25 protein-coding genes are annotated in these 23,259 nt (G+C 47.5%); 10 read left to right on the forward strand and 15 right to left on the reverse strand.

Annotated elements, in window-relative coordinates:
- Positions 1 to 2: 2 nt before the first annotated feature.
- The 8 genes from MHM89_RS14670 to MHM89_RS14705 all read right to left on the reverse strand — a co-directional run bounded on the left by MHM89_RS14670 (position 3) and on the right by MHM89_RS14705 (position 8,389).
- Complete coding sequence (locus MHM89_RS14670; protein WP_239409102.1) at positions 3 to 914, reverse strand: ABC transporter ATP-binding protein; 912 nt, start codon at positions 912 to 914, stop codon at positions 3 to 5.
- Positions 911 to 1,720, reverse strand: a complete 810-nt coding sequence (locus tag MHM89_RS14675; protein ID WP_239409103.1) for an ABC transporter permease — start codon at positions 1,718 to 1,720, stop codon at positions 911 to 913. Before MHM89_RS14675 ends, MHM89_RS14670 begins: the two co-directional genes overlap by 4 nt.
- Positions 1,721 to 1,810: 90 nt before the next feature.
- Positions 1,811 to 2,989: a cystathionine beta-lyase gene (locus MHM89_RS14680; protein ID WP_239409104.1), complete on the reverse strand. Its 1,179-nt coding sequence runs from the start codon at positions 2,987 to 2,989 to the stop codon at positions 1,811 to 1,813.
- Positions 2,986 to 3,906: an NAD(+) diphosphatase gene (nudC, locus tag MHM89_RS14685; RefSeq protein ID WP_239409105.1), complete on the reverse strand. Its 921-nt coding sequence runs from the start codon at positions 3,904 to 3,906 to the stop codon at positions 2,986 to 2,988. Before nudC ends, MHM89_RS14680 begins: the two co-directional genes overlap by 4 nt.
- Positions 3,907 to 4,104: 198 nt before the next feature.
- Complete coding sequence (gene nagB / locus MHM89_RS14690; RefSeq protein WP_152440556.1) at positions 4,105 to 4,899, reverse strand: glucosamine-6-phosphate deaminase; 795 nt, start codon at positions 4,897 to 4,899, stop codon at positions 4,105 to 4,107.
- 215 nt (positions 4,900 to 5,114) lie between these two features.
- The gene (locus MHM89_RS14695; protein WP_239409106.1) at positions 5,115 to 6,251 is read right to left on the reverse strand and encodes a DUF5009 domain-containing protein; all 1,137 of its coding nucleotides are present in this window, start codon (positions 6,249 to 6,251) and stop codon (positions 5,115 to 5,117) included.
- A 93-nt stretch (positions 6,252 to 6,344) separates the two neighbouring features.
- Positions 6,345 to 7,475 carry an N-acetylglucosamine-6-phosphate deacetylase gene (gene nagA, locus MHM89_RS14700; protein ID WP_239409107.1) on the reverse strand — a complete coding sequence of 377 codons (1,131 nt, stop codon included), beginning with the start codon at positions 7,473 to 7,475 and terminating at the stop codon, positions 6,345 to 6,347.
- A complete protein-coding gene (locus MHM89_RS14705; protein WP_045978071.1) occupies positions 7,472 to 8,389 on the reverse strand; it encodes a BadF/BadG/BcrA/BcrD ATPase family protein in 918 nt (305 codons plus the stop codon). Before MHM89_RS14705 ends, nagA begins: the two co-directional genes overlap by 4 nt.
- 403 nt (positions 8,390 to 8,792) lie before the next feature.
- Between MHM89_RS14705 and MHM89_RS14710 the strand changes: the two genes are divergently transcribed.
- Positions 8,793 to 9,422, forward strand: coding sequence for a hypothetical protein (locus MHM89_RS14710; protein WP_239409108.1), 630 nt, complete (start codon positions 8,793 to 8,795; stop codon positions 9,420 to 9,422).
- Positions 9,415 to 10,170, forward strand: a complete 756-nt coding sequence (locus tag MHM89_RS14715) for a DUF3307 domain-containing protein (RefSeq protein WP_239409109.1) — start codon at positions 9,415 to 9,417, stop codon at positions 10,168 to 10,170. Before MHM89_RS14710 ends, MHM89_RS14715 begins: the two co-directional genes overlap by 8 nt.
- Before the next feature lie 32 nt (positions 10,171 to 10,202).
- Here MHM89_RS14715 and MHM89_RS14720 read toward each other — a convergent pair whose 3' ends face one another.
- From MHM89_RS14720 to metE, 3 genes are all read right to left on the reverse strand, one after another.
- Positions 10,203 to 11,042 (reverse strand): 2OG-Fe(II) oxygenase family protein, encoded by an 840-nt coding sequence (locus tag MHM89_RS14720; RefSeq protein ID WP_045978074.1) that lies wholly within the window; start codon positions 11,040 to 11,042, stop codon positions 10,203 to 10,205.
- A 216-nt stretch (positions 11,043 to 11,258) separates the two neighbouring features.
- Positions 11,259 to 12,302 carry a dihydroorotase gene (gene pyrC, locus MHM89_RS14725; protein WP_235419641.1) on the reverse strand — a complete coding sequence of 348 codons (1,044 nt, stop codon included), beginning with the start codon at positions 12,300 to 12,302 and terminating at the stop codon, positions 11,259 to 11,261.
- A 125-nt stretch (positions 12,303 to 12,427) separates the two neighbouring features.
- Positions 12,428 to 14,698, reverse strand: coding sequence for a 5-methyltetrahydropteroyltriglutamate--homocysteine S-methyltransferase (gene metE / locus MHM89_RS14730; protein WP_239409110.1), 2,271 nt, complete (start codon positions 14,696 to 14,698; stop codon positions 12,428 to 12,430).
- A gap of 299 nt (positions 14,699 to 14,997) precedes the next feature.
- On the opposite strand from metE, the gene MHM89_RS14735 reads away from it, so the two are divergent.
- The 4 genes from MHM89_RS14735 to MHM89_RS14750 all read left to right on the forward strand — a co-directional run bounded on the left by MHM89_RS14735 (position 14,998) and on the right by MHM89_RS14750 (position 18,067).
- Positions 14,998 to 15,888 carry a LysR family transcriptional regulator gene (locus MHM89_RS14735; protein ID WP_045978077.1) on the forward strand — a complete coding sequence of 297 codons (891 nt, stop codon included), beginning with the start codon at positions 14,998 to 15,000 and terminating at the stop codon, positions 15,886 to 15,888.
- A 261-nt stretch (positions 15,889 to 16,149) separates the two neighbouring features.
- Entirely contained in the window at positions 16,150 to 16,728 is a 579-nt protein-coding gene (locus tag MHM89_RS14740; protein ID WP_022945880.1) for a DUF2589 domain-containing protein, read from the forward strand.
- A gap of 74 nt (positions 16,729 to 16,802) precedes the next feature.
- Positions 16,803 to 17,498 (forward strand): hypothetical protein, encoded by a 696-nt coding sequence (locus tag MHM89_RS14745; RefSeq protein WP_022945879.1) that lies wholly within the window; start codon positions 16,803 to 16,805, stop codon positions 17,496 to 17,498.
- A gap of 5 nt (positions 17,499 to 17,503) precedes the next feature.
- A complete protein-coding gene (locus MHM89_RS14750) occupies positions 17,504 to 18,067 on the forward strand; it encodes a hypothetical protein (protein WP_239409111.1) in 564 nt (187 codons plus the stop codon).
- Between the two features lie 6 nt (positions 18,068 to 18,073).
- On the opposite strand, the gene MHM89_RS14755 is transcribed toward MHM89_RS14750, so the two are convergent.
- Positions 18,074 to 18,826, reverse strand: coding sequence for a Nif3-like dinuclear metal center hexameric protein (locus MHM89_RS14755; protein WP_239409112.1), 753 nt, complete (start codon positions 18,824 to 18,826; stop codon positions 18,074 to 18,076).
- A 164-nt stretch (positions 18,827 to 18,990) separates the two neighbouring features.
- Here MHM89_RS14755 and MHM89_RS14760 point away from each other — a divergent pair, with 164 nt between their 5' ends.
- Positions 18,991 to 19,380, forward strand: coding sequence for a hypothetical protein (locus MHM89_RS14760; RefSeq protein WP_022945876.1), 390 nt, complete (start codon positions 18,991 to 18,993; stop codon positions 19,378 to 19,380).
- 50 nt (positions 19,381 to 19,430) lie between these two features.
- On the opposite strand, the gene MHM89_RS14765 is transcribed toward MHM89_RS14760, so the two are convergent.
- Positions 19,431 to 19,988 (reverse strand): DUF1287 domain-containing protein, encoded by a 558-nt coding sequence (locus MHM89_RS14765; RefSeq protein WP_239409252.1) that lies wholly within the window; start codon positions 19,986 to 19,988, stop codon positions 19,431 to 19,433.
- Between the two features lie 250 nt (positions 19,989 to 20,238).
- Between MHM89_RS14765 and MHM89_RS14770 the strand changes: the two genes are divergently transcribed.
- Complete coding sequence (locus MHM89_RS14770) at positions 20,239 to 20,682, forward strand: host attachment family protein (protein WP_152440550.1); 444 nt, start codon at positions 20,239 to 20,241, stop codon at positions 20,680 to 20,682.
- Between the two features lie 42 nt (positions 20,683 to 20,724).
- Entirely contained in the window at positions 20,725 to 20,994 is a 270-nt protein-coding gene (locus MHM89_RS14775; protein WP_022945873.1) for an acylphosphatase, read from the forward strand.
- Here the strand turns inward: MHM89_RS14775 and MHM89_RS14780 are convergent.
- Complete coding sequence (locus tag MHM89_RS14780) at positions 20,991 to 21,365, reverse strand: septal ring lytic transglycosylase RlpA family protein (RefSeq protein WP_053911573.1); 375 nt, start codon at positions 21,363 to 21,365, stop codon at positions 20,991 to 20,993. The genes MHM89_RS14775 and MHM89_RS14780 overlap by 4 nt on opposite strands.
- A 285-nt stretch (positions 21,366 to 21,650) precedes the next feature.
- Here MHM89_RS14780 and MHM89_RS14785 point away from each other — a divergent pair, with 285 nt between their 5' ends.
- A complete protein-coding gene (locus MHM89_RS14785; RefSeq protein WP_239409113.1) occupies positions 21,651 to 22,364 on the forward strand; it encodes a hypothetical protein in 714 nt (237 codons plus the stop codon).
- 208 nt (positions 22,365 to 22,572) lie between these two features.
- Here the strand turns inward: MHM89_RS14785 and MHM89_RS14790 are convergent, their stop codons facing one another.
- Positions 22,573 to 23,142 (reverse strand): hypothetical protein, encoded by a 570-nt coding sequence (locus MHM89_RS14790; RefSeq protein ID WP_152440548.1) that lies wholly within the window; start codon positions 23,140 to 23,142, stop codon positions 22,573 to 22,575.
- Positions 23,143 to 23,259: the final 117 nt, after the last annotated feature.

Below are 23,259 nucleotides of genomic sequence, written 5' to 3' on the forward strand. Positions count from 1 at the left end.
TGCTACGCTCCTGTTGCGAATAATTGATTTTCTAGGGTGTGACCGTTTATCAGGGCGCGATAACGCCACTGTTGTTTATGGCACAGCGTTAGCAACGCGATATCCATTGCCTCACTGAGACCCTCGCTGCTGTAACCAATAACAAATTCATTACGCTGACTATTATCAACGCTCACTACGTGAGGAAGCGCCTGTAACGCCGCTGCAACGTGATCGTTTTGCTCACGTAGTTGCAGAGTTAGATACGCCAACTGCTCGGTTTGCGAGTCCAATTGATGGGTCGCCAAGCGCCCTTGCTGCAAGTATAAAACGCGGTCGCAGAGCCGCTCCAGCTCCGATAAGTCGTGCGAGCTCAATACAAAGGTCGTCTCGGTACTGAGCGCACTGACCAACTCTCGAATAGCCCTGGCATTGGCGGGGTCTAAACCAGCCGTTGCTTCATCAAGCATCACCAACTTCGGCGAACCAAGCAGCGCTTGGGCGATACAAATGCGCTTTTTCATGCCATGAGAAAGCTCTTTAGCACGACTGTCTGCGGTGTCTTTGAGATTGACCAGTTCCAACACCCGCTGTGTTTCTATTTTTGCTTGGCGCTGGCTAAAACCTTGCAGGCGTGCATATAAAGCCAATTGCTGGGCAACACTAAAGTTGGGGTCCAGTAGCGCGTCTTGTGGTAAAGCACTTAACTGACCAAACAACGCGGCGCTGCCGGGACGATGTCCCAATACCTTAATCTCGCCTTCACTGGGTTGCAAATAGCCGCAGATAAGGCTAAACAGCGTGGTTTTACCTGCACCATTGGGGCCGACTAACGCAATGGGCTTTCCGGGTTGTAATTCAATATCAACATTATCGAGCGCTTTTTTGCTGCCGAAATAGTGGCTAACGCCGCGTGCTAAAATTAACTGGCTCATAGACTACTCCGCTGCAACTTATAAAAACTTAGCGCTAACAACAGGCCACTTTGCAACAATGGCCAAGCTATGTCGGTGACAGGGCTGGGCCGAACGGTGGCGATATTATCTAGCGGCTCACCGGGAATAAGGTAATCCAACCACATCGGCAGCCCTAAATGGCCTTGTAGAATAGCCAGTACCATTAACCCTATGGTGTACAATAAAATAACGTAAATAAGCGCCATTCGTGATGAGCGCGCTATGGTATTCAATAACGTCATCAAGGCAATAAACGGCATTAGATTAACCAACAGGAGGAGTTCAAACTGCAGCGCGCGTGCCAAAGCTGGGACCAGTGCACTGGTATCGCGAAAGGCAATGAGGATCAGCGTGCCGATAATGCTAATTGCCAGCAACGCAGCGGCGCTTAAGCAATGACCGAAATAGCGCCCTAATAGAATTTCAGCGCGAGTGGCGCGTAAAGCGATGAACCGCAGCGTGCCGCGTTCTTTGTCGCTAACAAATTGATCACTGGTTAAATAAATAATGAAAAGAGGAAAGGTGACTAAGGCAATCAGCCAATATACGGCCATTTCCGCATCAGGCCAGTGCAATAAACTCTGTAACCCTAGGTTGCCAAAAGCGGCAAGCATAAACTGTTCAAAGTTAGGGTCTGAAAGCACCGATACAGCTTGAGAAATACCGTAGCGATAAATCATCAACCACACTAAGGCAAAAGCAAGCAGCGCCAACCACGCCTTTTTGGTAAGAAAGTGTCGCGCCAGTTCAAATTTAACCAGCTCGAAGATACGCCTTGGATCCATCCTGATATCCTGATTTGTAGTTATTTGTAGCTACTATAAATGAAAAAAGCGCTCAAAAGTATGAGCGCTTGTAAAAAGATGTGTCTGACGCTATTTATTGGCTAAAGCATTGGCGTACACATCAAGCCCTTGGCTGAGGTCGGCAATTAAGTCATCGACGTCCTCTAAACCGATATGCAAACGCACTACCGGGCCATACTGCCATGACGTTTCACTGCGCAAAGCCTTCATGCTCAGGTTGGTGGTAATTAGACTCTCAAAGCCACCCCAAGAGAAACCCATTTTAAAATGGTGTAATGATTCAACTAAGGCATCAAGGGCCTGTTGTGTGCCCTCTTTCATTACAATGGAGAATAACCCATTACTGCCTTCAAAATCGCGTTTGAAAAACGCATGGCCAGGACAACTTTCCAGCGCAGGGTGACGAACATGATCCACTAATGGGTGCGACTGTAGCCACTTTGCTACTTGCAATGCACTGCGCTCATGTTGCTGTAACCTCACAGCCATGGTGCGTAGCCCTCGCAAAGCCAAATATGCATCGTCGGCACTGCAACATTGCCCCAAAAGGTATGACTGCTCGCGCAGCACCGGCCAATGCTGCTCATTGGCAACACTGACTCCCATCATCACGTCACTGTGACCAACTATGTATTTGGTGGCCGCCTGAATACTAATATCAACACCATGCTCTAAGGGTCGAAAATGCATACCATTGCCGTAAGTGTTATCCAGCATGGTCATAATATTGTGAGCCTTAGCCTCAGCCACCATGGCGGGCACATCTTGGATTTCCATGGTGATTGAGCCGGGGGATTCCATAAATAGCACCTTGGTATTTTCTTGGAAAAGCGTACTAATATCGGCGCCAATTTGCGGGTCATAATAGGTGGTTGTCACCCCTAACCCTGCCAGCACTTTGTCGCAAAAATCCCGGGTAGGTTCATAGGCATTATCCATCATCAGAATATGATCGCCGGCTTTGACAAAAGATAGCAGGCTATTACTGATGGCAGCGGCGCCCGACGGATAAAGGGCACAGCCAGCTCCACCTTCTAGCTGAGCAATTGCTTGTTGTAGCGCAAAGTGTGTTGTGGTGCCGCGACGGCCGTAAAATAATGCATGGTTTCCGCGATTTTTAGCTGCGTCTTTAAACTCAGCAACGGAATCAAAAACCACCGTAGAGGCGCGCTGTACCACAGGGTTAACAACCCCTTGAGTGAACTTTTTATCTCGCCCAGAGCTTATCAACTGTGTTTGTTTTTTCATTTGTTTTCCTCATTCTGTGCAACCCAAGTATCAATAAGATACCGTGAAATAGAATCGCAGCGGGGAAGTTTGTAGTCAGTGCCCGCATCTCCCCAAGTGCCAAAATGCTTTAGCTCGTCTCTAGAGAACCAACGTGCGTCGCTGAGCTCGTCTTGGTCAATAAAGATATCTGTTGAGCTAGCCTGTGCCATATAGCCTAACATCAGCGAGCTCGGAAAAGGCCATGGCTGTGAGGCAATATAGCGTGGCGATTGCACGGCTATTCCCGCCTCTTCCATCACTTCTCTGGCAACAGCGGCTTCGAGTGTTTCCCCTGGGTCGACAAATCCAGCTAAGGTGGAATAGACGCCCTCAGGCCAGCTTGCTTGACGACCTAATAAACAGCGTTCGATACCATCATTGAACATATGATGCACCAACATAATAACGGCCGGATCGGTACGTGGAAAAGTAAGGTGACGACAGTCGCGGTTGATGCATTTTCGGGCATGACCGGCCTCCGCTTGAATATTTTCATTGCCGCAACGGCCACAAAAGCGGTGGGTCTTATGCCAATGGCACAGCCCTCGCGCAAGTACCAGTATTGCAGCAGCGCCAGGCTCAACTATCGAGCCATAACGGCGGATATCGACAAATTCACCTTCGGCATAAGCACAGTCGTTAGCCAATGTTTCACTCACATCAAGAGCAAAGTAATGCTGGCATTGATGCTCACCTAAATAAATCGCGTTATCGGGGGCGAAGTCTTTTACTTGCTCATAGCTCAAAAACAGTGGGGTTTGATTATTAAAACTGAACAGATTTCGATCTGTATTTATTAATACATATCGCCCCAGCGGGCGTTTATTTAACAGCCAGTTAGGGTCTTTACGCTCGCTTGAGTGCCTATCCAATGGCAACTGGGTGTATTGCAGCATGGTTTTGCGGTAATTCAGGACAACATGGTTCTACATTATCACAGTTCAGTAAAATCACAGTAATGCGGGTGATAGTGACATCGCTTCTTTTATCGTTACATTAATCATCAAGGGGTTGTGCCTGTTCTCATTAATAAACGCCTCTAACACAGATACAAAAAAAGCCCGAGCTGGGCTTTAATGGTATTTAGCATGATGTTACTTAGCCGCTAGGCGCGCCAATAACTTCTGATTTTCGGCCTCTATATGCTTGTAGAAATCAACATCGGCAAGCTCACTGGCTGCGGCTTCATCAATAACGATAACGGCATCACGATGCATCTGCAGTGCCGAAGCTGGGCAAGAGGCAGTTAGCGGCCCTTCTACCGTGGCTTTGATGGCTGCCGCTTTATTTTCACCGGTTGCCAATAACACCACTTTTTTGGCATCAAGTATGGTACCAATACCCATGGTAATGGATAAGTGCGGCTGATATTCATCCTCGCTGAAAAAGCGAGCATTATCATCGATCGTTGCCTTCGTTAGGGTCTTAACACGGGTTCGCGATGTTAGGCCTGACGAGGGCTCATTAAAGCCTATATGGCCATTGCGCCCTATTCCAAGTAACTGAATATCGATGCCACCGGCTGCGAGAATGCGCGCTTCATATTCTTGACATGCAGCAATAGGATCTTGGGCATCGCCCGGCGGTACATGGGTACGCTCTTTGGCAATATCAATGTGGTCGAACAACTGCTCATTCATAAAGAAGCGGTAGCTCTGCGGATGAGAGCCGTCTAAGCCTAAGTATTCATCTAGATTAAAGCTAGTAACTTGTGAAAAGCTGATATCACCCTGTTGATTTTTTTTGATCAAATTTTGATATAGCGCCACTGGCGTTGAGCCTGTCGCCAGGCCGAGCGTGGAAGCGGGTTGCTTTTTTAGCTGGGCTACAAATAGGTCAGCGCCGTAACGGGCTACCTCTGTAGCATCTTTAAGAATCACGATTTGCATGTTTAGCTCGTTGTTATAGTTGATAAAAATGGGACCTATGACCAAGCGTTCCGTGCAATCTGAACTTGGTCATAGGTCAGAACCTAATCGGGATACTGTAATTAGGTTTACACCATTATGACAACGCTGTCATTATTGGTTATAAAACCTAATTTGTAAAGTAAAAGTGAGCAAAAAATGTCACTTTTTTAGTTATTTATTAAACATCAACAGGGTTAAACACTGACAAAGATTTTACGTTTATACATCCAGTGTAAGACAAGCAGCTGTACTGTTAACAAGGCGACGACAGCAAATAGAGGTTGCCATGGCTCACTGACAGAGCGCACGACCCCACCAAACACACTATTGGCGATGTAGCCCCAGTTCACTAAGCTTGAAGCGAGGTAAATAATAATTGAATTAGCGCCGATAATTACAAACGGATAAGCGGCTTTACGTTGGCCAAGAATATCAACCACGCCATAGAACACCGCCAATAAAATTGCACTCCAGCCGACAGTAACGAGTACAAACGAGCTGGTCCACAATTCTTTATTCACTGGAAAGACACTGTCCCATCCCCAACCTAGCGCTAAGCTGACTAACCCCGCAGCAAGCAGCTGCGCCGCTACTCGCCATTGGCCTTGAGTGGCACCGCGAGCAATTAATTGCCCGGCAAAGACACCTAAAATAGCGTTGGCGGCTGCAGGAATATTTGACAGTAAACCTTCTGGGTCAAGAGGCCGGTTTTGGTAGGTAATACCAGGTAATAGGTGTTGATCAACCCAGGCATTCCAACTGCCCTCAGGACTCAGCGGCGAGCCGTGGCCGCCGGGTACCGGCAACACCGTCAACCAGAGCCAGTAGCCTAACAAAATTACGACAGCAACAATTGCTTGAGTGCGCAACGAGGTATGCCATACCAGCATCGCCGCGATAAACCAGGCAATAGCTATACGCCCAAGTACACTGGCATAGCGAATTTCGTCAAATGCCATTGGCATTCCTGTGCCCCAGCCGTGATTATAGAGAACTCCTAAGGCACTAAGTAGTAACAGGCGTTTTACTGCTTTGTGATAAAAAGGTTTGCGTTCGGCCAGCGGCAGATGATCAATCCGCTTCGGGGAAAGTCCCATGGCCACACCAGAGAGAAAGATAAATAGCGGGAAAATAAGGTCGTAAAAGGTGAAACCGTGCCATTGCGAATGCACTGTATGCGCTTCAAATGCCTTCCACCCTTGCCAACCTGTTAATACGAACAATGCGGCAAAAATAGATTGCCCGCCTAAAATCCAAAACATGTCCATACCGCGCAGCGCATCTAACGAGGCTAAGCGTTGTTTTTTTTTGCCGGTATCAGGTGTTGTCATAGTTTCTCGCTGTTAGTTTCTGCGCACTGTTACATCACTGTATCCATGCGTACCTCTTCCATGACGGCCTGTTTTATAAGGGGTTCACTGTGCTTAGCGGCTAAGGCGTATGCCGCCTATGTAGGTGGCCTGCACATGTTGGTGCTCATCCAGCGCCACAAAATCAGCATCGAAACCATTTAGGAGGCGACCTTTGCACTGTGCTAAGCCCAAGTATTGCGCCGGATAGAGCGATGCCATACGCAGGCTCTCGGCTAAGCTGATATCCAATGTATTTACGGTGTTGCGCACAGCACTGGCCATATCCAACACACTGCCAGCTAATTCGCCCGTACTGGAATTCAACCGGTCGCCGGTGCGATAGACTTTGCGGCCATCGAAAAAATCAAACTCTTCGGCATCGGTGCCCACTGGAGGCATTGCATCTGTTACAAGCATTATCTTGCCGCGCTGCTTGGTACGAATTGCCAACTTCGCCGAATCCGGGTGCAAGTGATGACCGTCGACAATTAACCCGCACCAACTACTGTCATGCCACAACGCTGCACCGACAACCCCAGGTTCACGTGAGGTAAAGGCAGACATAGCATTAAATAGGTGGGTGAAGCCATCAGCGCCAGCGTCTAGCGCTGACATCGTGGTTTCATAGTCGGCATTGGTGTGGCCCAATGAGACCTTTACATCCATGGCGACTAAACGCTTAATATCCGCTGCGCTAACATTTTCTGGCGCCAAGGTAACCATTTTAATACCAAGGTCATCGCGCTCGTAAATCGCAAACTCTTCATCGCTAATGGGACGAATAAACTGCTCGCTGTGCGTGCCTTTTTTTGGCAAACTGAGATGTGGACCTTCAAAATGAACACCTAAAATACCTGGTGTATTTTTTGCCACCGCTTCAGCCACTGCGTCAGCGGCACGACGCATAATCGCGATGTCGTCTGTGATTAAGGTCGGCATATTGGCCGTTGAGCCAAATTGACCATGTGCTCTCGCTATTTGCGCTAAGCAGTCAACACTTTGTTCAGCATTAAAAAATGCGCCGCCACCACCGTTTACTTGTACATCAATAAAGCCGGGGACTACGAGCCCAGAAAGTTCGGTGACAGGGTCGCTGGTGGGTGCATCAATAAATTGCACTTTACCGTTAACACTTTGAAAATAAACATCGTTATGAAAACGCTGCCCGTCAAATAGGCGTTCAGCATGGAAACTTTGACTCATTTAATTGCGACCTTTTGTTCTTCTTCTAACAGCGCATTTTGGGCAAAATAAACAGCGCCCATCTCGGGTGGCTGACGAGGCACTTCAACACGTTTAGCTATATCAGGATCTAACCATTTTTGCATGGGTTCAGACAAGCCGCCAATCATAGATAAACGTGGAGGGTTAATTTCTAATAATCGTTTAGCCAAATTACTGATGTAGCGCGCACCGTCTTTGACTATGGTGAGCGCGACCATATCACCATCATGAGCCGCCTCTATGACCATACGCGCGAGTTTGGCGTAGCTGCTTGAGGGTTGACCCGCCATTTGCTCTGCAACTCCCATTGCTGAGCTGGCATTAAAATGCAATTTAAACATTTCACTCAGGCGAGTTTGCGGACCTAATCCGTCCAAATCTAATAACACCGCCTTGAGTGCTTCAAGACCCAGCCATGCACCGCTGCCTTTGTCGCCTTGAGCAAATCCATGGCCGCCATAATTCACACTATGACCTTTAACACAGGCAAAGCCACAAGAGCCAGTACCGGTAATAATCACTGCCCCGTCACCGCCTTCATGTGCGCCGATACAGGCAGTATGTAGGTCGGTGGTCAAATACATTTTTTGAAATGGGTGTTCCCATTCACTGATTTTCTCAAATAGACTGGGTAAGTTAACCCCTGCCAAGCCTAAACCAGCCACTAACTGATGCACGCTCTCTAGGCGTAGGCCTGCATCACGCATCGCTTGCTGAGTAGACACCATAATCGACTCTAAAGTGCGTTCAAGACCATGTAATGGATTTGCAGGGCCGCCCAAACCGGTACCCAGTACTCCCCGTTGGGCGGAGTAAATGGTCGCCCGGCATTTGGTTCCCCCACCATCTATGCCTATAAATAATTGCTCTTGACTCGCACTCTTCGCCATCATTGTACGACCTCTAACCTTGTTAATGTATTCGCAAATACGCTTTATCGTTTTTGTAGCGCGTATGCTCTTCCTCAACCCATGTTGAAATTATGTTACACAATTAATGACAGCGTTGTCATTAATTTTTTTAAATTTTCCCTAATTAATTCTATTCACTAGGTTACTACTTTGTTTTTATTGGTCTTTTCTTAATTCTAGCAGGATAGCTAAGACATCAGCATATATGAATTCATTAGTTCCATCAATCGGGAGTAATAGAATAAATAATTCCTGTCATCTGCCTTACCGCTCAACTTGCGTGTGTTTCCTTGCATCAACGGGTTTATGTAACTATATTGAGTTACCTAAGTACATGTAACTTTAATTAGTTACTTAACCGAATGTAACCATTGAGAGTTCCTTTATGCCCCAAACACCTTCTTATTACACTGTGTTAAGCGGTGATCTCGTCGACTCTCGTAAGCTAAGCAGTGACGACTATGACAATGCATTATATAGCCTAGAGCAAGGGCTACGCGCTATCTGTGAACGCTTCGATGGCGACTTTAGCATTTATCGCGGTGATGCCTTCCAGTGTATTCTTAGCCAAAGCCCCACCCCTTTGCTAGCCAGCATTATGCTGCGGTTGTTTTTACGTGCCCGAGCTCTGGACGCACGCATTAGTGAGGCATGGGGCCCGATAGATAACTACCGCAAAGACATAAAAACCGCCACCGGTCCAGCGCTACTCCTCTCGGGGACGGGCTTAGATAATATAAAAAATATGCGTCTTCGCCTTAGTCTATACCAAATAGACATGAGCCCAAGTTTTGTATTGAATATTCGCTTTATAGATAACCTGATCAGTCACACCAGTGCCAAACAAGCACAAGCCTTGTATTTGTACCATTGGTTACGTAATAATGACCATGCAACCATAGCCAAAGAGCTTGAAACTTCAAGAGAAAACGCCACCAAGCTACTTAACGCTGGCAACTACCACCTCGTTGATGAATTTATAGCCGTAGCCGCAAAGGAACATGCTTATGGATGAGCAAATAGCACTTCTATTGGCGCTATTATTAGCGCACTTTATTGCCGATTTTTATTTGCAACCAATGCACTGGGTGCACAATCGCAACACTTACCACTATAAATCAAGCAAATTAGCACTGCATGTGTTAGTTCACGGCGTGCTATCGGCCACCGTGCTTATTGCGTGGGAGCACATTTACGGCTTGGGTGAGTGGCCGGGCGTGTTGCTGGCTACGTTGAGTATTATGCTCAGCCATTGGCTCATTGATGTAGGAAAGTCCTATACTCGAGGCGGTATTATACCCTTTGTGGTTGATCAGTTCGCACACATAATGGTGATCATTTCGCTGTGCCTGTGGCTCAGTGATGCAGATACCCTCACTCAATGGGCGAGTCAGGGGCTGAGTACACAATCATTATGGGTTACGCTGCTTGCCTATGCCTTGGTTTTAAACCCCTGCTCCGTGGCTATTCGCATGTTATTGGAACGCTGGCAGCTACCTTGTAGCCATAATGAGCAACAGCTGCCACAGGCGGGTCATAGTATTGGCGTGCTTGAGCGCGTGCTGATGCTCACCTTTGTACTGATTGATGAACTCGCTGGTGTCGGTTTTGTGTTAGCGGCTAAATCGGTGTTTCGCTTTGGCGATTTGACCAATAGCAAAGAAAAGCACCTGACCGAATACGTGATGCTGGGCACCTTATTAAGTGTCACCTTAACATTGGCCATCGGCCTCGCGACCCGCGCTTTGTTAAACACCCTATAATGAAAAAGCCCGCTAATGCGGGCTTTTTCTAATTACTTTACACCAAGCTCTCGTAAGCGCTCTTGTAAGTAGCTATCTGCTGTATAGCGCTCGGAGAGCACCACATCCGGGCGCGGATGCAAAAACAGTGGCAGTGAAATACGTGATTTCGTTGACGCTTTCCCCGTCGGGTTAATAACGCGGTGAATGGTCGACGGGAAGTAATCACCTGATGCTTCTTGCAGCATATCACCAATGTTGATGATCAGATTACCGAAGTCACTTGGCACATCTAACCAACCACCCTCTTTAGTTTGCACCTGTAAGCCAGGCTCGTTCGCTGCAGGTAAAACCGTTAATAGGTTAATATCGCCATGCGCCGCCGCGCGAATAGCACCCGGCTCTTCGTCACCGGTCATTGGCGGATAATGAAGTATACGCAGTAAAGTTTGCTCAGAGTCCTTGATCATGTCTTTAAGATCAATGGAGAAACGTTTTTGTACTTCTTCTGGTGCGTGCGCCTGCACCCAGCTCAATAGCTCGCTAGCAAACTCATTAGCAAGTCGGTAATACTCACGAATTTGCTCTTCTAGTTGTGCCGGGACGCGACCTTTAGGGTAAACGTGGTAATACTCTTTAATGTCTTTAACATTGAAGCCTTTGGCTACTTCACTTACTTCCGGTGGAAAGTATCCGTCTTGTGTAGTCTTATCATATAAAAACTCGTGCTTTTGCTCAGAGTTGAAAAAAGCCTGCCAATTTTCATAAATTGATTCCACTAAAGACTGCGGGATCGGATGGTTCGTCAATACCCCAAAGCCGGTATTGCGAAGAGACTCGACAAATTCAGCTGGAGCGTTGGGCGACTGATAGTCCACTGTAGGTAAGTGCATGGTAAATTTCACCTGTTCGTTGTAGCGCTAAGCACGAAAAACATGCTTAATTTTAGCGCCAGAGCTTAGTCAAAGCCACCATAATTCATAAGGACAATTGTCCGCAGAGCCGTCTCAGCGAAGCGGCTATTGACGCAGATCAAAGTAACAGCGCAGCTGACATTGCATGACCGGGTAGCCAATAAAAAGCCCGGTATCAAACCGGGCTCTAAACTCTTAGTCCTTAACCTGCCAGTTAAGTGTTTCACCGGCGCAGATAGGGATCACTTTGTCATCGGCAAGTGGGTAACTTTCGGGCACTTGCCAGGGTTCACGTACCAACGTAATAGTATCGCTGTTACGCGCAAGGCCGTAAAAGTCAGGACCAAAATGACTGGCAAAGCCTTCTAGTTTTTCCATCGCATCGGCTTGCTCAAACGCTTCTGCATATAGCTCTAATGAAGCATGAGCGGTATAGGCGCCGGCGCAGCCACAGGATGCTTCTTTTTTATCTTTTAAATGCGGTGCCGAATCGGTGCCCATAAAGAATTTCGCGCTGCCACTGGTAGCCGCTTCAATCAAGGCTTGTTGATGGGTATTACGCTTAAGAATCGGTAAACAGTAGTAATGCGGACGAATTCCACCAGCCAACATATGATTACGGTTATATAGTAGGTGATGAGCCGTGATCGTAGCTGCCACATTGGTTGATGCTGAGCGCACAAACTCCACGGCATCGCGGGTAGTAATGTGCTCGAGCACCACTTTCAACTCAGGGAAATCAGAGACCACTTTTTTCAGTTTGGTTTCGATAAACACTTTTTCACGGTCAAAAATATCGATGCTGGAGTCGGTCACCTCACCATGAACCAAAAGCAGCATGCCGACTTCTTGCATTGCCTCAAGCACAGGATAGATGTTTTCAACATCCGTCACCCCTGAAGCCGAGTTGGTGGTCGCGCCAGCAGGATACAACTTAGCCGCGACAATTTTACCGCTGGCTTTGGCTTTGCGAATTTCTTCAGGCGTGGTGTTATCAGTGAGATAAAGTACCATTAATGGTTCAAATTGCGCGCTAGGACCTGCCGCCATGATCCGTTCACGATAGGCTAATGCCGTCTCGGTACAGGTCGCAGGTGGCACTAAGTTAGGCATAATAATCGCGCGGCCAATATAGCGGCTCGCATCACGCACGGTATCTTTTAGCTGTTCACCATCGCGTAGGTGAATGTGCCAATCGTCAGGACGAGTGAGGGTAATACGTTGCGGGGTACTTGTCATTGCTCTTATCCACTGAAAAATTTGTGTGATCTTAGGGGGGATACAAGGGAAAGTAAAGCAATCTGCGGGGTAATACCTAGGCTGAGCGGGGGGGCCTGGGCCTACCCCGCCACAGTGACCTTAATTTAGTTCAGCTCTTGTCGTAACTCCTTTGCGGCCTCTACCATGTTATAAAGCGCGGCTCGGGTTTCTTGCCATTGCCGCGTTTTCAAACCGCAGTCAGGGTTAACCCATAATCGCTCAACAGGTATTTTCTGTGCAGCTTTGTGAATTAAGGTCTTTATCGACGTAACATCGGGCACATTAGGAGTGTGAATATCATACACACCCGGCCCTATTTCATTGGGGTAATAAAAGTGTTCAAAGGCGTTCAGTAACTCCATATGAGAACGGGACGTTTCAATGGTGATGACATCGGCATCCATATCAGCAATAGCGCCAATAATATCATTGAATTCGCTGTAACACATGTGGGTATGAATCTGAGTTTTATCCTCGGCACCGCTGGCAGCAACGCGAAATGCATAAGTCGCCCAATCCAAGTAATCTTGCCAATGACTTGTTTTTAACGGCATGCGCTCACGAAAAGCAGGCTCATCTATTTGAATAATGCCAATGCCCGCATTTTGCAAATCCACAACCTCGTCACGCAGCGCTACCGCGATTTGTTTGGCGATAGTCGGGTTGTCTAAGTCATCACGGACAAAAGACCAAGATAGAATCGTCACTGGCCCAGTTAACATGCCCTTCACCGGTTTTTGTGTAAGTGACTGCGCATAGCGGCTCCAATGCACAGTCATTGGTTGCGAACGGGCCACATCACCCCAAATGATCGGTGGCTTCACACAGCGCGAGCCGTAGCTTTGCACCCAGCCAAAGTGAGTAAAGGATACGCCCTCGAGCTGTTCACCAAAATACTCGACCATATCGTTACGCTCAGCTTCGCCATGCACCAGCACGTCCAACCCAAGCGCTTGTTGCTCTTCAATGACGTAGCGAATTTCAGCTTCCATTTGCGTGTGATACGCCTGGGAGTCTAAAGTACCATTTTTAAAATCCCGCCGCGCTTTGCGAATAGCTTGGGTCTGCGGAAAAGAGCCGATAGTGGTGGTCGGTAATAGTGGCAGTTGCAAGGCTTGACGCTGGGTTTTCGCCCGCTTAGAAAACGCACTTTGTCGCTGTGCGTCTTGCGCACTGAGCGCCGCAACGCTTTGTTGCACCCTCTTGTTATTCACTCGCGTTGAGCTCTGCCGAGCCTTAACCGCAGCACTGTAGCCATCAATAGCAGTGGTGTCGCTGCTATGCAGTGCATGACGTAACAGTTGCAGCTCTTGACACTTTTGTGTTGCAAAAGCCAACCAGCTTTTTAGTTCACTGTCGAGCTGCTGCTCCTGCTCTAAATCTACCGGAGTGTGAAGCAATGAACATGAAGGGGCTATCCACAACATCTCGCCCCGCTGCTCAGCAATAGGATGTAATTGTGCATGCAACGAGGATAAATCCGCACGCCAAACGTTACGTCCATTAACAACCCCTAAGGACAACAATCGCTCATTGCCTACGGCCTTATCTAAAGCCTGTATATCCACCGTGCTCGCCAGCCAATCAAAATGTACTCCGTCGATGGCGTAATCTTGAATATCATCAAGATGATGGCTGACATCATCAAAGTAAGTGGCCAATAGCAGCTTCACCCCGTGGCCAGATAAACTCGTAAAACTGTCTTTCAAGGCTTGGCGATATGCACTATCCAATTCTAGGGCGAGAATGGGCTCATCAATTTGCACCCACTGAACCTGTTGCGCTGCAAGTTTGTCCAATATCTGCTGATACACCTCAAGTAACTGAGGTAATAGCGCAAGTTTGTCAAAAGGTTCATCGGCGCATTTGGCTAAGTATAAATAGGTCACCGGGCCGATAAGCACGGGCTTTGGTGTATGCCCTAGTTGCTGTGCTTCACTGACATGGGTAAATAACTCTGAATCAGTCAGCGAAAAGCGCTGCTCGGCGCTGAGCTCGGGCACAATATAATGATAGTTGGTATCGAACCATTTGGTCATTTCACTGGCGGCACAGGCACACCCTGAGGGCGCTCGCCCACGAGCAATACGAAATAAGGTATCGAGGGGGTTACTATCTGCGCTGTGATGACGCGCTGGCACGGCTCCGACCATCACTGTGGTAGCGAGCACATGGTCATACCATGCAAAATCACCAACGGGGAGCAACTCAACACCGGCCTGTGCTTGCAAAGCCCAATTTTGCTTGCGTATCTCAGCCCCTTTTGCTCGCAATGTGGACTGATCGATGGTGCCTGCCCAGTATGCCTCAAGGGCAAATTTAAGCGCCCGCTGCTTGCCGATTCGAGGGAAACCAAGATTATGTATTAATGCCATAACAAAACTCCTTTTAGCTATATAGATGGCTAAACATTAGATTCCTCTCCCTCACTGTGCAACCGCAGCTTTCTCAGCATTAATGTGAATTTTATTCATAGCTAAAAATTATAAGTAAATGCCAAATTAGATGACACCGCTGTCATTTTTATTGCTATAGTGGAATTTATCTATGGTTAGCTTTACGTTTACATTTTATACATCAATTATGGACGTCTAGACTTTGAAATGTCTATTACGATGCAGTAAACTGTATTCACGTTGAGCACCGCTCACAATTTTTATGAGATTTACTAAAGATGATAGATATAAAACACCTCAAGACTATTTCCACCTTGAAAGAGACCGGCTCTTTAGTGAATACCGCACGTGAGCTGTTTTTAACTCAATCTGCACTTTCTCATCAAATCAAAGACTTAGAAAACAAACTCGACTGCCAATTGTTTGAGCGGAAAACCCATCCGGTGCGATTTACTCCACAAGGCATGCTGCTATTAGAACTTGCACATGATGTACTACCAAAAGTTGAAGCGGCGAAATGCCGTTTGAAAGAGAGCTTAAATCAGCCAATTTCGCAATTACGCTTGAGCGTCGAGTGCCACGCCTGTTTTCACTGGTTATTACCGACAATTAAAGAATTTAATAACTTTTGGCCCGACATTCATGTGGACTACGAACGTGGTTTTAGTTACGACGCTATCCCTGAGCTGCTTGAGGGCGATTTAGATCTGGTATTAACCTCGGATATACGTGACCCAGAGCGCCTAGAGTACGTGCATTTATTCGATTTTAAGCTCAAGCTGATCGTTGCCCCCGACCATGAGCTGGCTAATAAAGCCTATGTCACGGCGCTGGATTTAAAAGACGAAACCATTATCTCCTACCCTATTCCTCGCGAGCGCCAAGATATTTTCAAACACTTTATCCAAAATGCGCGTTTTGATGGCACCTTGAAAAGCGTGGATCAAGGCTTGCTTATTTTCCAATTAGTGAGCGCCGGCATGGGTGTTGCTGCGCTACCTGATTGGCTTGTTACCCCCTATGAAGCGCAAGGGTTAATAAAATCTATTCCCCTTGGTGCACTAGGTCTTAATCGCCCCATGTACTTGGCCATGAAAAAAGAAATGAAAGATAACCCTGTCTATCGCCACTTCTTGAATACCTGTAAACAAAATAACACGCGTAAATAGCAAAAGCTGGGGCTGATTGATCAATTGGCCCCATTGCACACAGACGCACTGCTCTGACCATTTCAACTGCTCCTTCACTTTAGTCCCTTAAAAAGAACAACTTAGAAATTAACAGGGACAAAGGTAAAAATAAAGTTAACAAACCAACTGTCACTCTTGCCTTTTATACACTATAAATCTTGTGTGTTTTTTATACACACCTATCTCGAGTAGGCAGTGTAACTCGAGCCTCAACCGCGCCGTAAAAAAAGGAGAATTTGTATGGCTATTGGCGACGAACTATCGAGTATTGATTTTAAATCTATGATTGGCGGCCCCCTTGATGCTGTGGTACGCGCTCAAGCGCAATCGGCTCAGACCTCGGTAGATTTTATAAAATCTGTCGGCTTTGACGCTGACAGCAATGAACCCACCATGATCACCTTCAGTTATATGAAGGCCGTAGAAACCCGAGATGGAGATGGTAATGTGACCGGCACAGAGCCGAAGAAATTCGACCTTACCGTACCCATCTTAACCATGTTACCTATTCCATTTATTCGCGTTGAAGAGACCACTATTGCTTTTAACGCAAAGATAAACTCAGTGCAGGAGTCCAGTACTTCCTCCTCTCATGAGCTCAATAGTAAGCTCTCGGTGAAAGCAGGCTGGGGGCCAGTATCAGCTAAACTCAGCGCCAGCTACTCGTACAAGAAGTCGAGCTCAAGCTCATCGAAAATTGAGCGTACCTACAGCCTGTCTGTTAATGTTCGTGCCGTTCAAGACGAGCTTCCAGCGGGAACGGAGAAACTGTTAGGCATTTTAGAGAACTCTATTACTGAAGTGGAATCGGCGGCATAACGCCACATTAACTAACATAGGGGGCAAAGCCTTAGGCTGCGCCCCCTTATCCAACTCACCAAGAGGGAAACGTCATGAGTGAATTAAGTGAGGTGCTAGGATCGCTGATGATAAGCTTAGTGCACGCACGCCGCCTTGCAGACGAAGAAACAGCTGCCGTAGCCGAATATTATAAAGACCACCCCTTACTTGAGGGCATGAGTCTACCTCGGGTGCGCGTCCCTGAGCTGACCATAGATATGCCACTGACCATTAATCAGCACATACCGGCTAAAAATGCCGAATTAGACAGCCCCGCCAATGTTCACAAAGCCTTGATGAGCCACTTTAACCAAGCACTCGATGACGAAGATATTCTCAGTCGTACGAAAAGCTTTCAACACAATTTCGACAGAGAAGCCCGTGCCGCATTGGATAAAGTAACAGAGCGCCAACGTAACGGAGATGTGCGGATCAGCAAAGAGAGTATGGTCAGAGCCGTTGACGAAGCCTTTCAAAAAGCCCTGAAAAAAAGCGGCTCCGATAAAGAAGTACCATTTGAGCGTCTCAGTGCGGTGAATAAGCAGGTGCGTCACAATGTCTCCGCTATCGCCTTAAAATCGCGTTCCACTCCGCCTGCGATAAAAACCAGCGTGGTCAGCTCCGAAGTAAAAGAAACCGCCACACCTCAAAACAGCATTCGTCTTAACATTACCATTCGTGAAGAAGGCTTAGAATGGGCCACAGGCCTTGAGAACGGCCAGACCAAGAACAAACTGATGCCGGAGTAACGGCCATGCAATCCGTTCTCAAAGAAACCATTATCACACAATTAATGTTGTTACCCGCACTCAGTGACAAATACCTGGCGCAGGAGTCCAGCTATGTTATTGATGCTGCGCAATGGCTGAAAAACACGGAAGTCAAGCTAGCACCTTTGCGCAGCCCTTTGGTCAGTACACTGAGTTCATTGCGCGGGCTGATTGAAGCCTGCGACGATGGCTATCAAGATCCATCCGTACAAAGCCATAGCCGCAGTAAACGTAAAGGCAAACGGGCTTTCGTTGCCGCCACCTTGAGTAAAGCAGAGCAGCAACTCAATGAGGAGCTGCAACGCATTGAGCAACACTTTAGTGAGGCCAACGATAAACTCGCGCAGCTGCTTGCCTTGGGGTTTGCTAAGCAGCCGCTGCCCATTCCCGAGACCTTAACAACTCACTATCTTGATAGTATCTGGCAAACATTAGGAGAGCACACAGACACCCAAACCATGTTTTTATATCTGCAGGCACGCTACAGCGCCACCGACCGCCGCTATCTCTTGCAGCAATTGTTGCACAACATGCTGGCGCAGCAATAACCGTGGCTATACTGGATTATCAATATCGATAAAGGTGACATCCAGATGATGCTCACGCGCTAAAAATTCACCTAGGGCTTTGGCGCCATAGCGCTCAGTGGCATGGTGCCCGGCTGCGAAGAAATCCACTCCTTGCTCTCGGGAGCTGTGAATAGTTTGCTCCGAAGCTTCTCCGGTTAAATACGCATCCAGCCCCAAACTCGCAGCCAAATCTATATAGCCTTGCCCGCCGCCGGTGCACAAACCAACAGTTTCAATTACCTCATCGCGTACCACTGAAGCCAGCGGCGTTCGGGATAAGACATTGGCAATTTTATCAGCAAAAGCCTGCCCAGACAGCGGCGTGCGCAAACGCCCCCACACCGGCACACTACTTGGACCACTTTCCATGGGCCCTTGAATTTCAATATCCAACAACTGTGCTAGCTGCGCATTGTTGCCTAGTTGGGGGTGGATATCCAAAGGCAAATGATACGCAAACAGATTGATACCGGCGCTGAGCAGCGCCTCAATGCGGCGCTTTTTCATGCCGATAATGGCTTGTGATTCACCCTTCCAAAAATAGCCATGATGAACAATTAATGCATCAGCTTCGAGGGCCACGGCTTTATCAACCAGTGCCTGACTCGCAGTCACACCCGTGACCACCTTATTGATGTGCGCACGCCCTTCAACCTGCAGCCCATTGGGGCAAAAATCTTTGATTGGCTGTGCCATTAATGTTTGTTCAAGGATCTGTGCGAGCTCTTTACGGTGCATATTACCCCCTGTTAACCACAAATATTCCCAAATTGTCCCGTGAACACCGGTAAAAATAAAGAAAATTCGGTGTTTAGGCACAAAAAATTGAAAAACTCAGCGCAAATGGGTATAACTATAAACTTGTAATAAAATTAACCTGCGTTAACGACTAGGACCTTTTGATGAGTAAACTAGACAAAACAGAAGTGTTAGCTGCTTTTGAAGCTGCCTATGAAGCAGCCCATGGCAAAAAGCCAGAAATCACCACTAAGCCTGGCTGGTATAGCATTGACGGCGGAAAGAACATGCGCCTTGCCGATGTAGCTGCGCTAACTGAAGAACTCACTTCTGGTAAAACAGAAGAAGTCGCCAAAGCAGAGACCAAAGCACCGGCCAAAGCGAGCAAGAAAACAACGACTAAGAAAGCCGCTCCTAAGGCAAAACCAGCTGAGAAGAAAGCAGCATTCACTGTGGCTAAACCTAATGAAGAAGGTTACACCGCAGAAGAGCTTTGGATTAAGCAACTGGCAGAGAAAGATCACGACTGTCGCCTACCTCGCGGCGTAGTGTAAGCTTTCAATAATAAAGAAAAGCCGCTTAAAAGCGGCTTTTTTTGTGCTCGTTATTCAGCAAGGCCGCCACCGCCATAGCGATAATGACCGGTAATAGGATACTGAAAAAGAATATCTGTCACTTGCGGGCCAGCGCCAATATTATGAATAATTAAAGGCTGTCCCAGCTCATTGCGTTGCTCGCTGACAATACCAATATGCGGCAAGTTTCCTGGTAGCATCCATGAAACAATATCACCGGGTTTATAATTGTTACCGTCATCACTCACTCTCAGACTCTGTCCGTGACGAGTAAAAAAAGCACGTAAATTTGGCACGCGACGATGGTCAATATTGCTGTCCGGGCGAGTTAACCCCCAAATTCTCTGGGATGGATAGGCATCAAAGTTATGCTCCATATCCTCATGCACCAACTGCTGCAGATCGATGCCTAAGGCTCGATAACTGCGTATCACTACATCCGTACATACACCAATCCCAGCAGGAACATCCCCCCCAGGGTAATCAATAGCAATATAGCGACCATCATAGGTCACGTCCGCTTGAGTCCGCTCGTTAGCGGCACTGACTAACTGCTCACTGAAGCTTGGCTCTGCCGCAACCGGCATGGCTATGATGAGCGCGGCCCCAAAAAGCCAACTCCCTGTACCTCGTTTCCCTGTCATTCTCTCTCCTAAGTGTATGCCATGTATCGGCACCCACATCTCATTAAAGGGCTAAGTTATTCATAAATCAGTTTAAGTTGAACACAGCCGGAGAAAAACAACAATCTTTACTTCTTAGGGTTGAAAAACTCCCCATCCATTCCAAGCTCTATAGTAAGGGCCAAGTTTTTGGCTCGCAAAAAAGGAGATTGATATGATTGGTCGTTCTTATGTGGTGGTTGCCAACCACAGTGAAGCACAAATTTTTGCCTTACGTAATCATTCCACCGAGCTGGAGCTGCAAGCCCATTGGTCAAACCCCTTCGCACGCTCAGACGAGCAAGATATTTATACTGACCGTGCGGGCCGTCAAAGCGCCCCGGCAAAGCAAGTGCAAGGTGTCGATGCCATGAGTCGAAAAGATGCGGTTGATATAGAAGCGCAACGCTTTGCCGCAGATATTGCCAAGTGGCTTGACGACAAACGTAAAAACGACAAAGTGTATCGTATCGAACTGATTGCTGAGTCGGGCTTTTTAGGCAAGCTACGCGGTGAGCTCAATAAACACACCACCGAACTGATAGATAAAACCCTCGCTAAAGATGTGATTGGCGCTAATGAGGGACAAATTCTAGACTACCTTAAGAAAGTTCATTAATGATTCGTTAGGCGGCGTAGCCGCCTTTTTTGAGGAGAGATGATGACATACGCATTTCGAGCTTGGGTAAGTGGCAAAGTTCAGGGCGTGTATTTCCGTGCTAACACTGCCCGCCAAGCACAGGCTCTCAATATTGCTGGTTACGCCAAAAATCTTGATGATGGTCGCGTTGAAGTCCACGCAGAGGGGGATAAGGCAGCATTAACTTCCCTACTTACTTGGTTAGAGCAGGGCCCGCAAACGGCTCACGTTGAGCAGCTCAACCACAAGGAGGTTGATGTACAGGGTTATAGTGAGTTTACAACCGCTTAGGGCTCACTGAGCACTTCTACCTCTACGGCAATCACGCCGGCAGACAAATTGCTGATGTGCTTAAATGCGCGACGGCTCAAGTCTATGATGCGCCCTGAAACAAACGGGCCTCTGTCATTTATCCGTACTACAACTGAGCGCCCATTATTGATATTGGTGACTTTTACTTTGCTACCGAAAGGAAGGTTCCGGTGGGCTGCACTCAGAGCTGTTTGCTCAAAACGCTCGCCGCTAGCGGTAGTGCGCCCATGGTACTTATCATGATAATAAGACGCGAGACCCTGCTGCACAGCTCCTTTTTCAGCAGGCAAGTGATTGGCGCAGCCTGATAAAACAACTAATAACACCACGGCAATGACACTTCTGAACATACTGCTCTCTCCTTGCTACTAAACGCTCAGTGTAATAGTCAAAACGTGAACTAAGCATGTATCGCCAGCAAACTGAGCGCACTGGTGATACTCCTCAGGTACTGTTGTATGAAACTCGATACGCAATGACCCCGACTTACTTAGGCTGTCGCAACGCAACGGTCAAATATAGAGACAAGACCAACTTAATAAAACGAGAATAAAATAGCTAACAATTTAAATATCCACCCTCATAAACTCATGATAATATTCATCGCGGTTTATATTTTTATAAGGATATATTTTATGGATATTATCGTGGGACAACTGGTGCAAAAGAAAAAAACCCAGTTAACTAAGCTGGCCGAACGTGCCATAGGCCGTGAATTTAAAGACCAAGCCGCATTAGCGATACAGATGACACAGTGCAGCGCTGCTGTTTATCGTCGTTTGCAACGCACCTACAAATCCACTATTACACCTAAAGATCAAAAGCGCGTAAAAGCCGGAGGCTTAAGTACGCAATCAGTGACCTTCTCCGCCAGTAATAACAGTCAGAAAGCTTTTAACACCTTATTGCCAGCTATGCGCGGCGGCAGCTCAGCACCTGGCAATGCTCCAAAAACCTCCGACGATGTTGCCGTAGCGAGCCACCAACCGCAAGCCACTAACCTGCTCGCGTTATTACACCCTATTCTCAGTGACGACATTACCAAAGCAGGACACGGTGTTGAAAAAGCGGCGACTATTTTGGGTCTAGTGACCACCACCGCAGGCTTGGTTGTGCCAGGTGGAGGCGTTGCTTCATCCATCGTCACTTGGCTTGGCAGCGGTGCGACTTACTCTGCTTACTCGGTATCACGAATTCGCCCTGATGCCCCAGATCGCGCCTACTATCAACTAACCAACTACATTGCTTGTCTCGCCGCATGGAACAAAAAAGCCTGTGAGCTTATTGATATTGCCGACGCTAAAGGACAGTGGACATTCCGTGATATTGAAAGAGGCTTTGCATCATAACAGCACCAAAAAATCTCAACTTCGACCCATTTATAATAGCTATTACTTGGGTTGTATTGTGGGTTAAATAATTAAAGGATCCAGTATTGTTAATTTAAAAATAAACTCTCATTTTAAATAAATAATACATGTCTTTTGTTAGCAAAAGGATAACACCCAAGACCTATACTCTAGGCTGATGTTATCCTTTTTCCTTTATTATGACCGCTTACCTTTGTATCGGCTGCCACTGCATTACAGCATTGAAATCACTGCAATTGTGCACAGCGTCATCGGCATCGGCTATGAAAACTTGCTGCACCGCCGATACGTCATAGCGTAAATACTCAGAGCATTGTGCACTTTGGCCATTGCCCACCACCACTTGTACGCCGGGTTTAAGCTCACAGCGTACTAACTTATCTAGCGGCGACCATTGGTAGCAAATTTCATAGTTGGCGCGGTATTCGCTGACCGTGCCACTGGGTTTTGCCCAAGCCCACCAGCTCCCGAAGCGGCTATTTGGGTTAGTGCTGTTATACGCGCGATACAAAATCACTGTCGCAGGCTGTGTGCTTTCATACACCTGACCTTGACAGAGCTTTCCTTGTTGTGGCTCACCCAGCGCCGATTGCAGCAGTTCGGGGTTGTCGACCGCGCGAAACTGGCCTTGCCACTGCGCTGGCAGTGCAGTGCTACCAACACACGCCTTGGTGAGTACATTAACATCATCTGAGCGGGGCTGTTGCGCGCAGCCACCAATGAGCAGCAAGATAGCTGTGATAGTGAAGCGTTTCATCTTGGCTTGTCCTTCCCTGTGGGTTCTGTTTGCAGTGTAGTTAATACAGAGACAACTCTCCAGTCACTTTGTAGCCCACAGCACTGTTTGCTTATCTGCAGCGACGCGATACCCACA

Source organism: Pseudoalteromonas sp. CNC9-20 (assembly GCF_022347875.1).
Lineage (GTDB): Bacteria > Pseudomonadota > Gammaproteobacteria > Enterobacterales > Alteromonadaceae > Pseudoalteromonas > Pseudoalteromonas ruthenica.

Excerpts from the sequence above, each read along its gene's own strand:
- MHM89_RS14670 (WP_239409102.1), bottom strand. The coding sequence starts at position 914 with ATGAGCCAGTTAATTTTAGCACGCGGCGTTAGCCACTATTTCGGCAGC.
- MHM89_RS14675 (WP_239409103.1), bottom strand. The coding sequence starts at position 1,720 with ATGGATCCAAGGCGTATCTTCGAGCTGGTTAAATTTGAACTGGCGCGA.
- MHM89_RS14680 (WP_239409104.1), bottom strand. The coding sequence starts at position 2,989 with ATGAAAAAACAAACACAGTTGATAAGCTCTGGGCGAGATAAAAAGTTC.
- nudC (WP_239409105.1), bottom strand. The coding sequence starts at position 3,906 with ATGCTGCAATACACCCAGTTGCCATTGGATAGGCACTCAAGCGAGCGT.
- nagB (WP_152440556.1), bottom strand. The coding sequence starts at position 4,899 with ATGCAAATCGTGATTCTTAAAGATGCTACAGAGGTAGCCCGTTACGGC.
- MHM89_RS14695 (WP_239409106.1), bottom strand. The coding sequence starts at position 6,251 with ATGACAACACCTGATACCGGCAAAAAAAAACAACGCTTAGCCTCGTTA.
- nagA (WP_239409107.1), bottom strand. The coding sequence starts at position 7,475 with ATGAGTCAAAGTTTCCATGCTGAACGCCTATTTGACGGGCAGCGTTTT.
- MHM89_RS14705 (WP_045978071.1), bottom strand. The coding sequence starts at position 8,389 with ATGATGGCGAAGAGTGCGAGTCAAGAGCAATTATTTATAGGCATAGAT.
- MHM89_RS14710 (WP_239409108.1), top strand. The coding sequence starts at position 8,793 with ATGCCCCAAACACCTTCTTATTACACTGTGTTAAGCGGTGATCTCGTC.
- MHM89_RS14715 (WP_239409109.1), top strand. The coding sequence starts at position 9,415 with ATGGATGAGCAAATAGCACTTCTATTGGCGCTATTATTAGCGCACTTT.
- MHM89_RS14720 (WP_045978074.1), bottom strand. The coding sequence starts at position 11,042 with ATGCACTTACCTACAGTGGACTATCAGTCGCCCAACGCTCCAGCTGAA.
- pyrC (WP_235419641.1), bottom strand. The coding sequence starts at position 12,302 with ATGACAAGTACCCCGCAACGTATTACCCTCACTCGTCCTGACGATTGG.
- metE (WP_239409110.1), bottom strand. The coding sequence starts at position 14,698 with ATGGCATTAATACATAATCTTGGTTTCCCTCGAATCGGCAAGCAGCGG.
- MHM89_RS14735 (WP_045978077.1), top strand. The coding sequence starts at position 14,998 with ATGATAGATATAAAACACCTCAAGACTATTTCCACCTTGAAAGAGACC.
- MHM89_RS14740 (WP_022945880.1), top strand. The coding sequence starts at position 16,150 with ATGGCTATTGGCGACGAACTATCGAGTATTGATTTTAAATCTATGATT.
- MHM89_RS14745 (WP_022945879.1), top strand. The coding sequence starts at position 16,803 with ATGAGTGAATTAAGTGAGGTGCTAGGATCGCTGATGATAAGCTTAGTG.
- MHM89_RS14750 (WP_239409111.1), top strand. The coding sequence starts at position 17,504 with ATGCAATCCGTTCTCAAAGAAACCATTATCACACAATTAATGTTGTTA.
- MHM89_RS14755 (WP_239409112.1), bottom strand. The coding sequence starts at position 18,826 with ATGCACCGTAAAGAGCTCGCACAGATCCTTGAACAAACATTAATGGCA.
- MHM89_RS14760 (WP_022945876.1), top strand. The coding sequence starts at position 18,991 with ATGAGTAAACTAGACAAAACAGAAGTGTTAGCTGCTTTTGAAGCTGCC.
- MHM89_RS14765 (WP_239409252.1), bottom strand. The coding sequence starts at position 19,988 with ATGCCGGTTGCGGCAGAGCCAAGCTTCAGTGAGCAGTTAGTCAGTGCC.
- MHM89_RS14770 (WP_152440550.1), top strand. The coding sequence starts at position 20,239 with ATGATTGGTCGTTCTTATGTGGTGGTTGCCAACCACAGTGAAGCACAA.
- MHM89_RS14775 (WP_022945873.1), top strand. The coding sequence starts at position 20,725 with ATGACATACGCATTTCGAGCTTGGGTAAGTGGCAAAGTTCAGGGCGTG.
- MHM89_RS14780 (WP_053911573.1), bottom strand. The coding sequence starts at position 21,365 with ATGTTCAGAAGTGTCATTGCCGTGGTGTTATTAGTTGTTTTATCAGGC.
- MHM89_RS14785 (WP_239409113.1), top strand. The coding sequence starts at position 21,651 with ATGGATATTATCGTGGGACAACTGGTGCAAAAGAAAAAAACCCAGTTA.
- MHM89_RS14790 (WP_152440548.1), bottom strand. The coding sequence starts at position 23,142 with ATGAAACGCTTCACTATCACAGCTATCTTGCTGCTCATTGGTGGCTGC.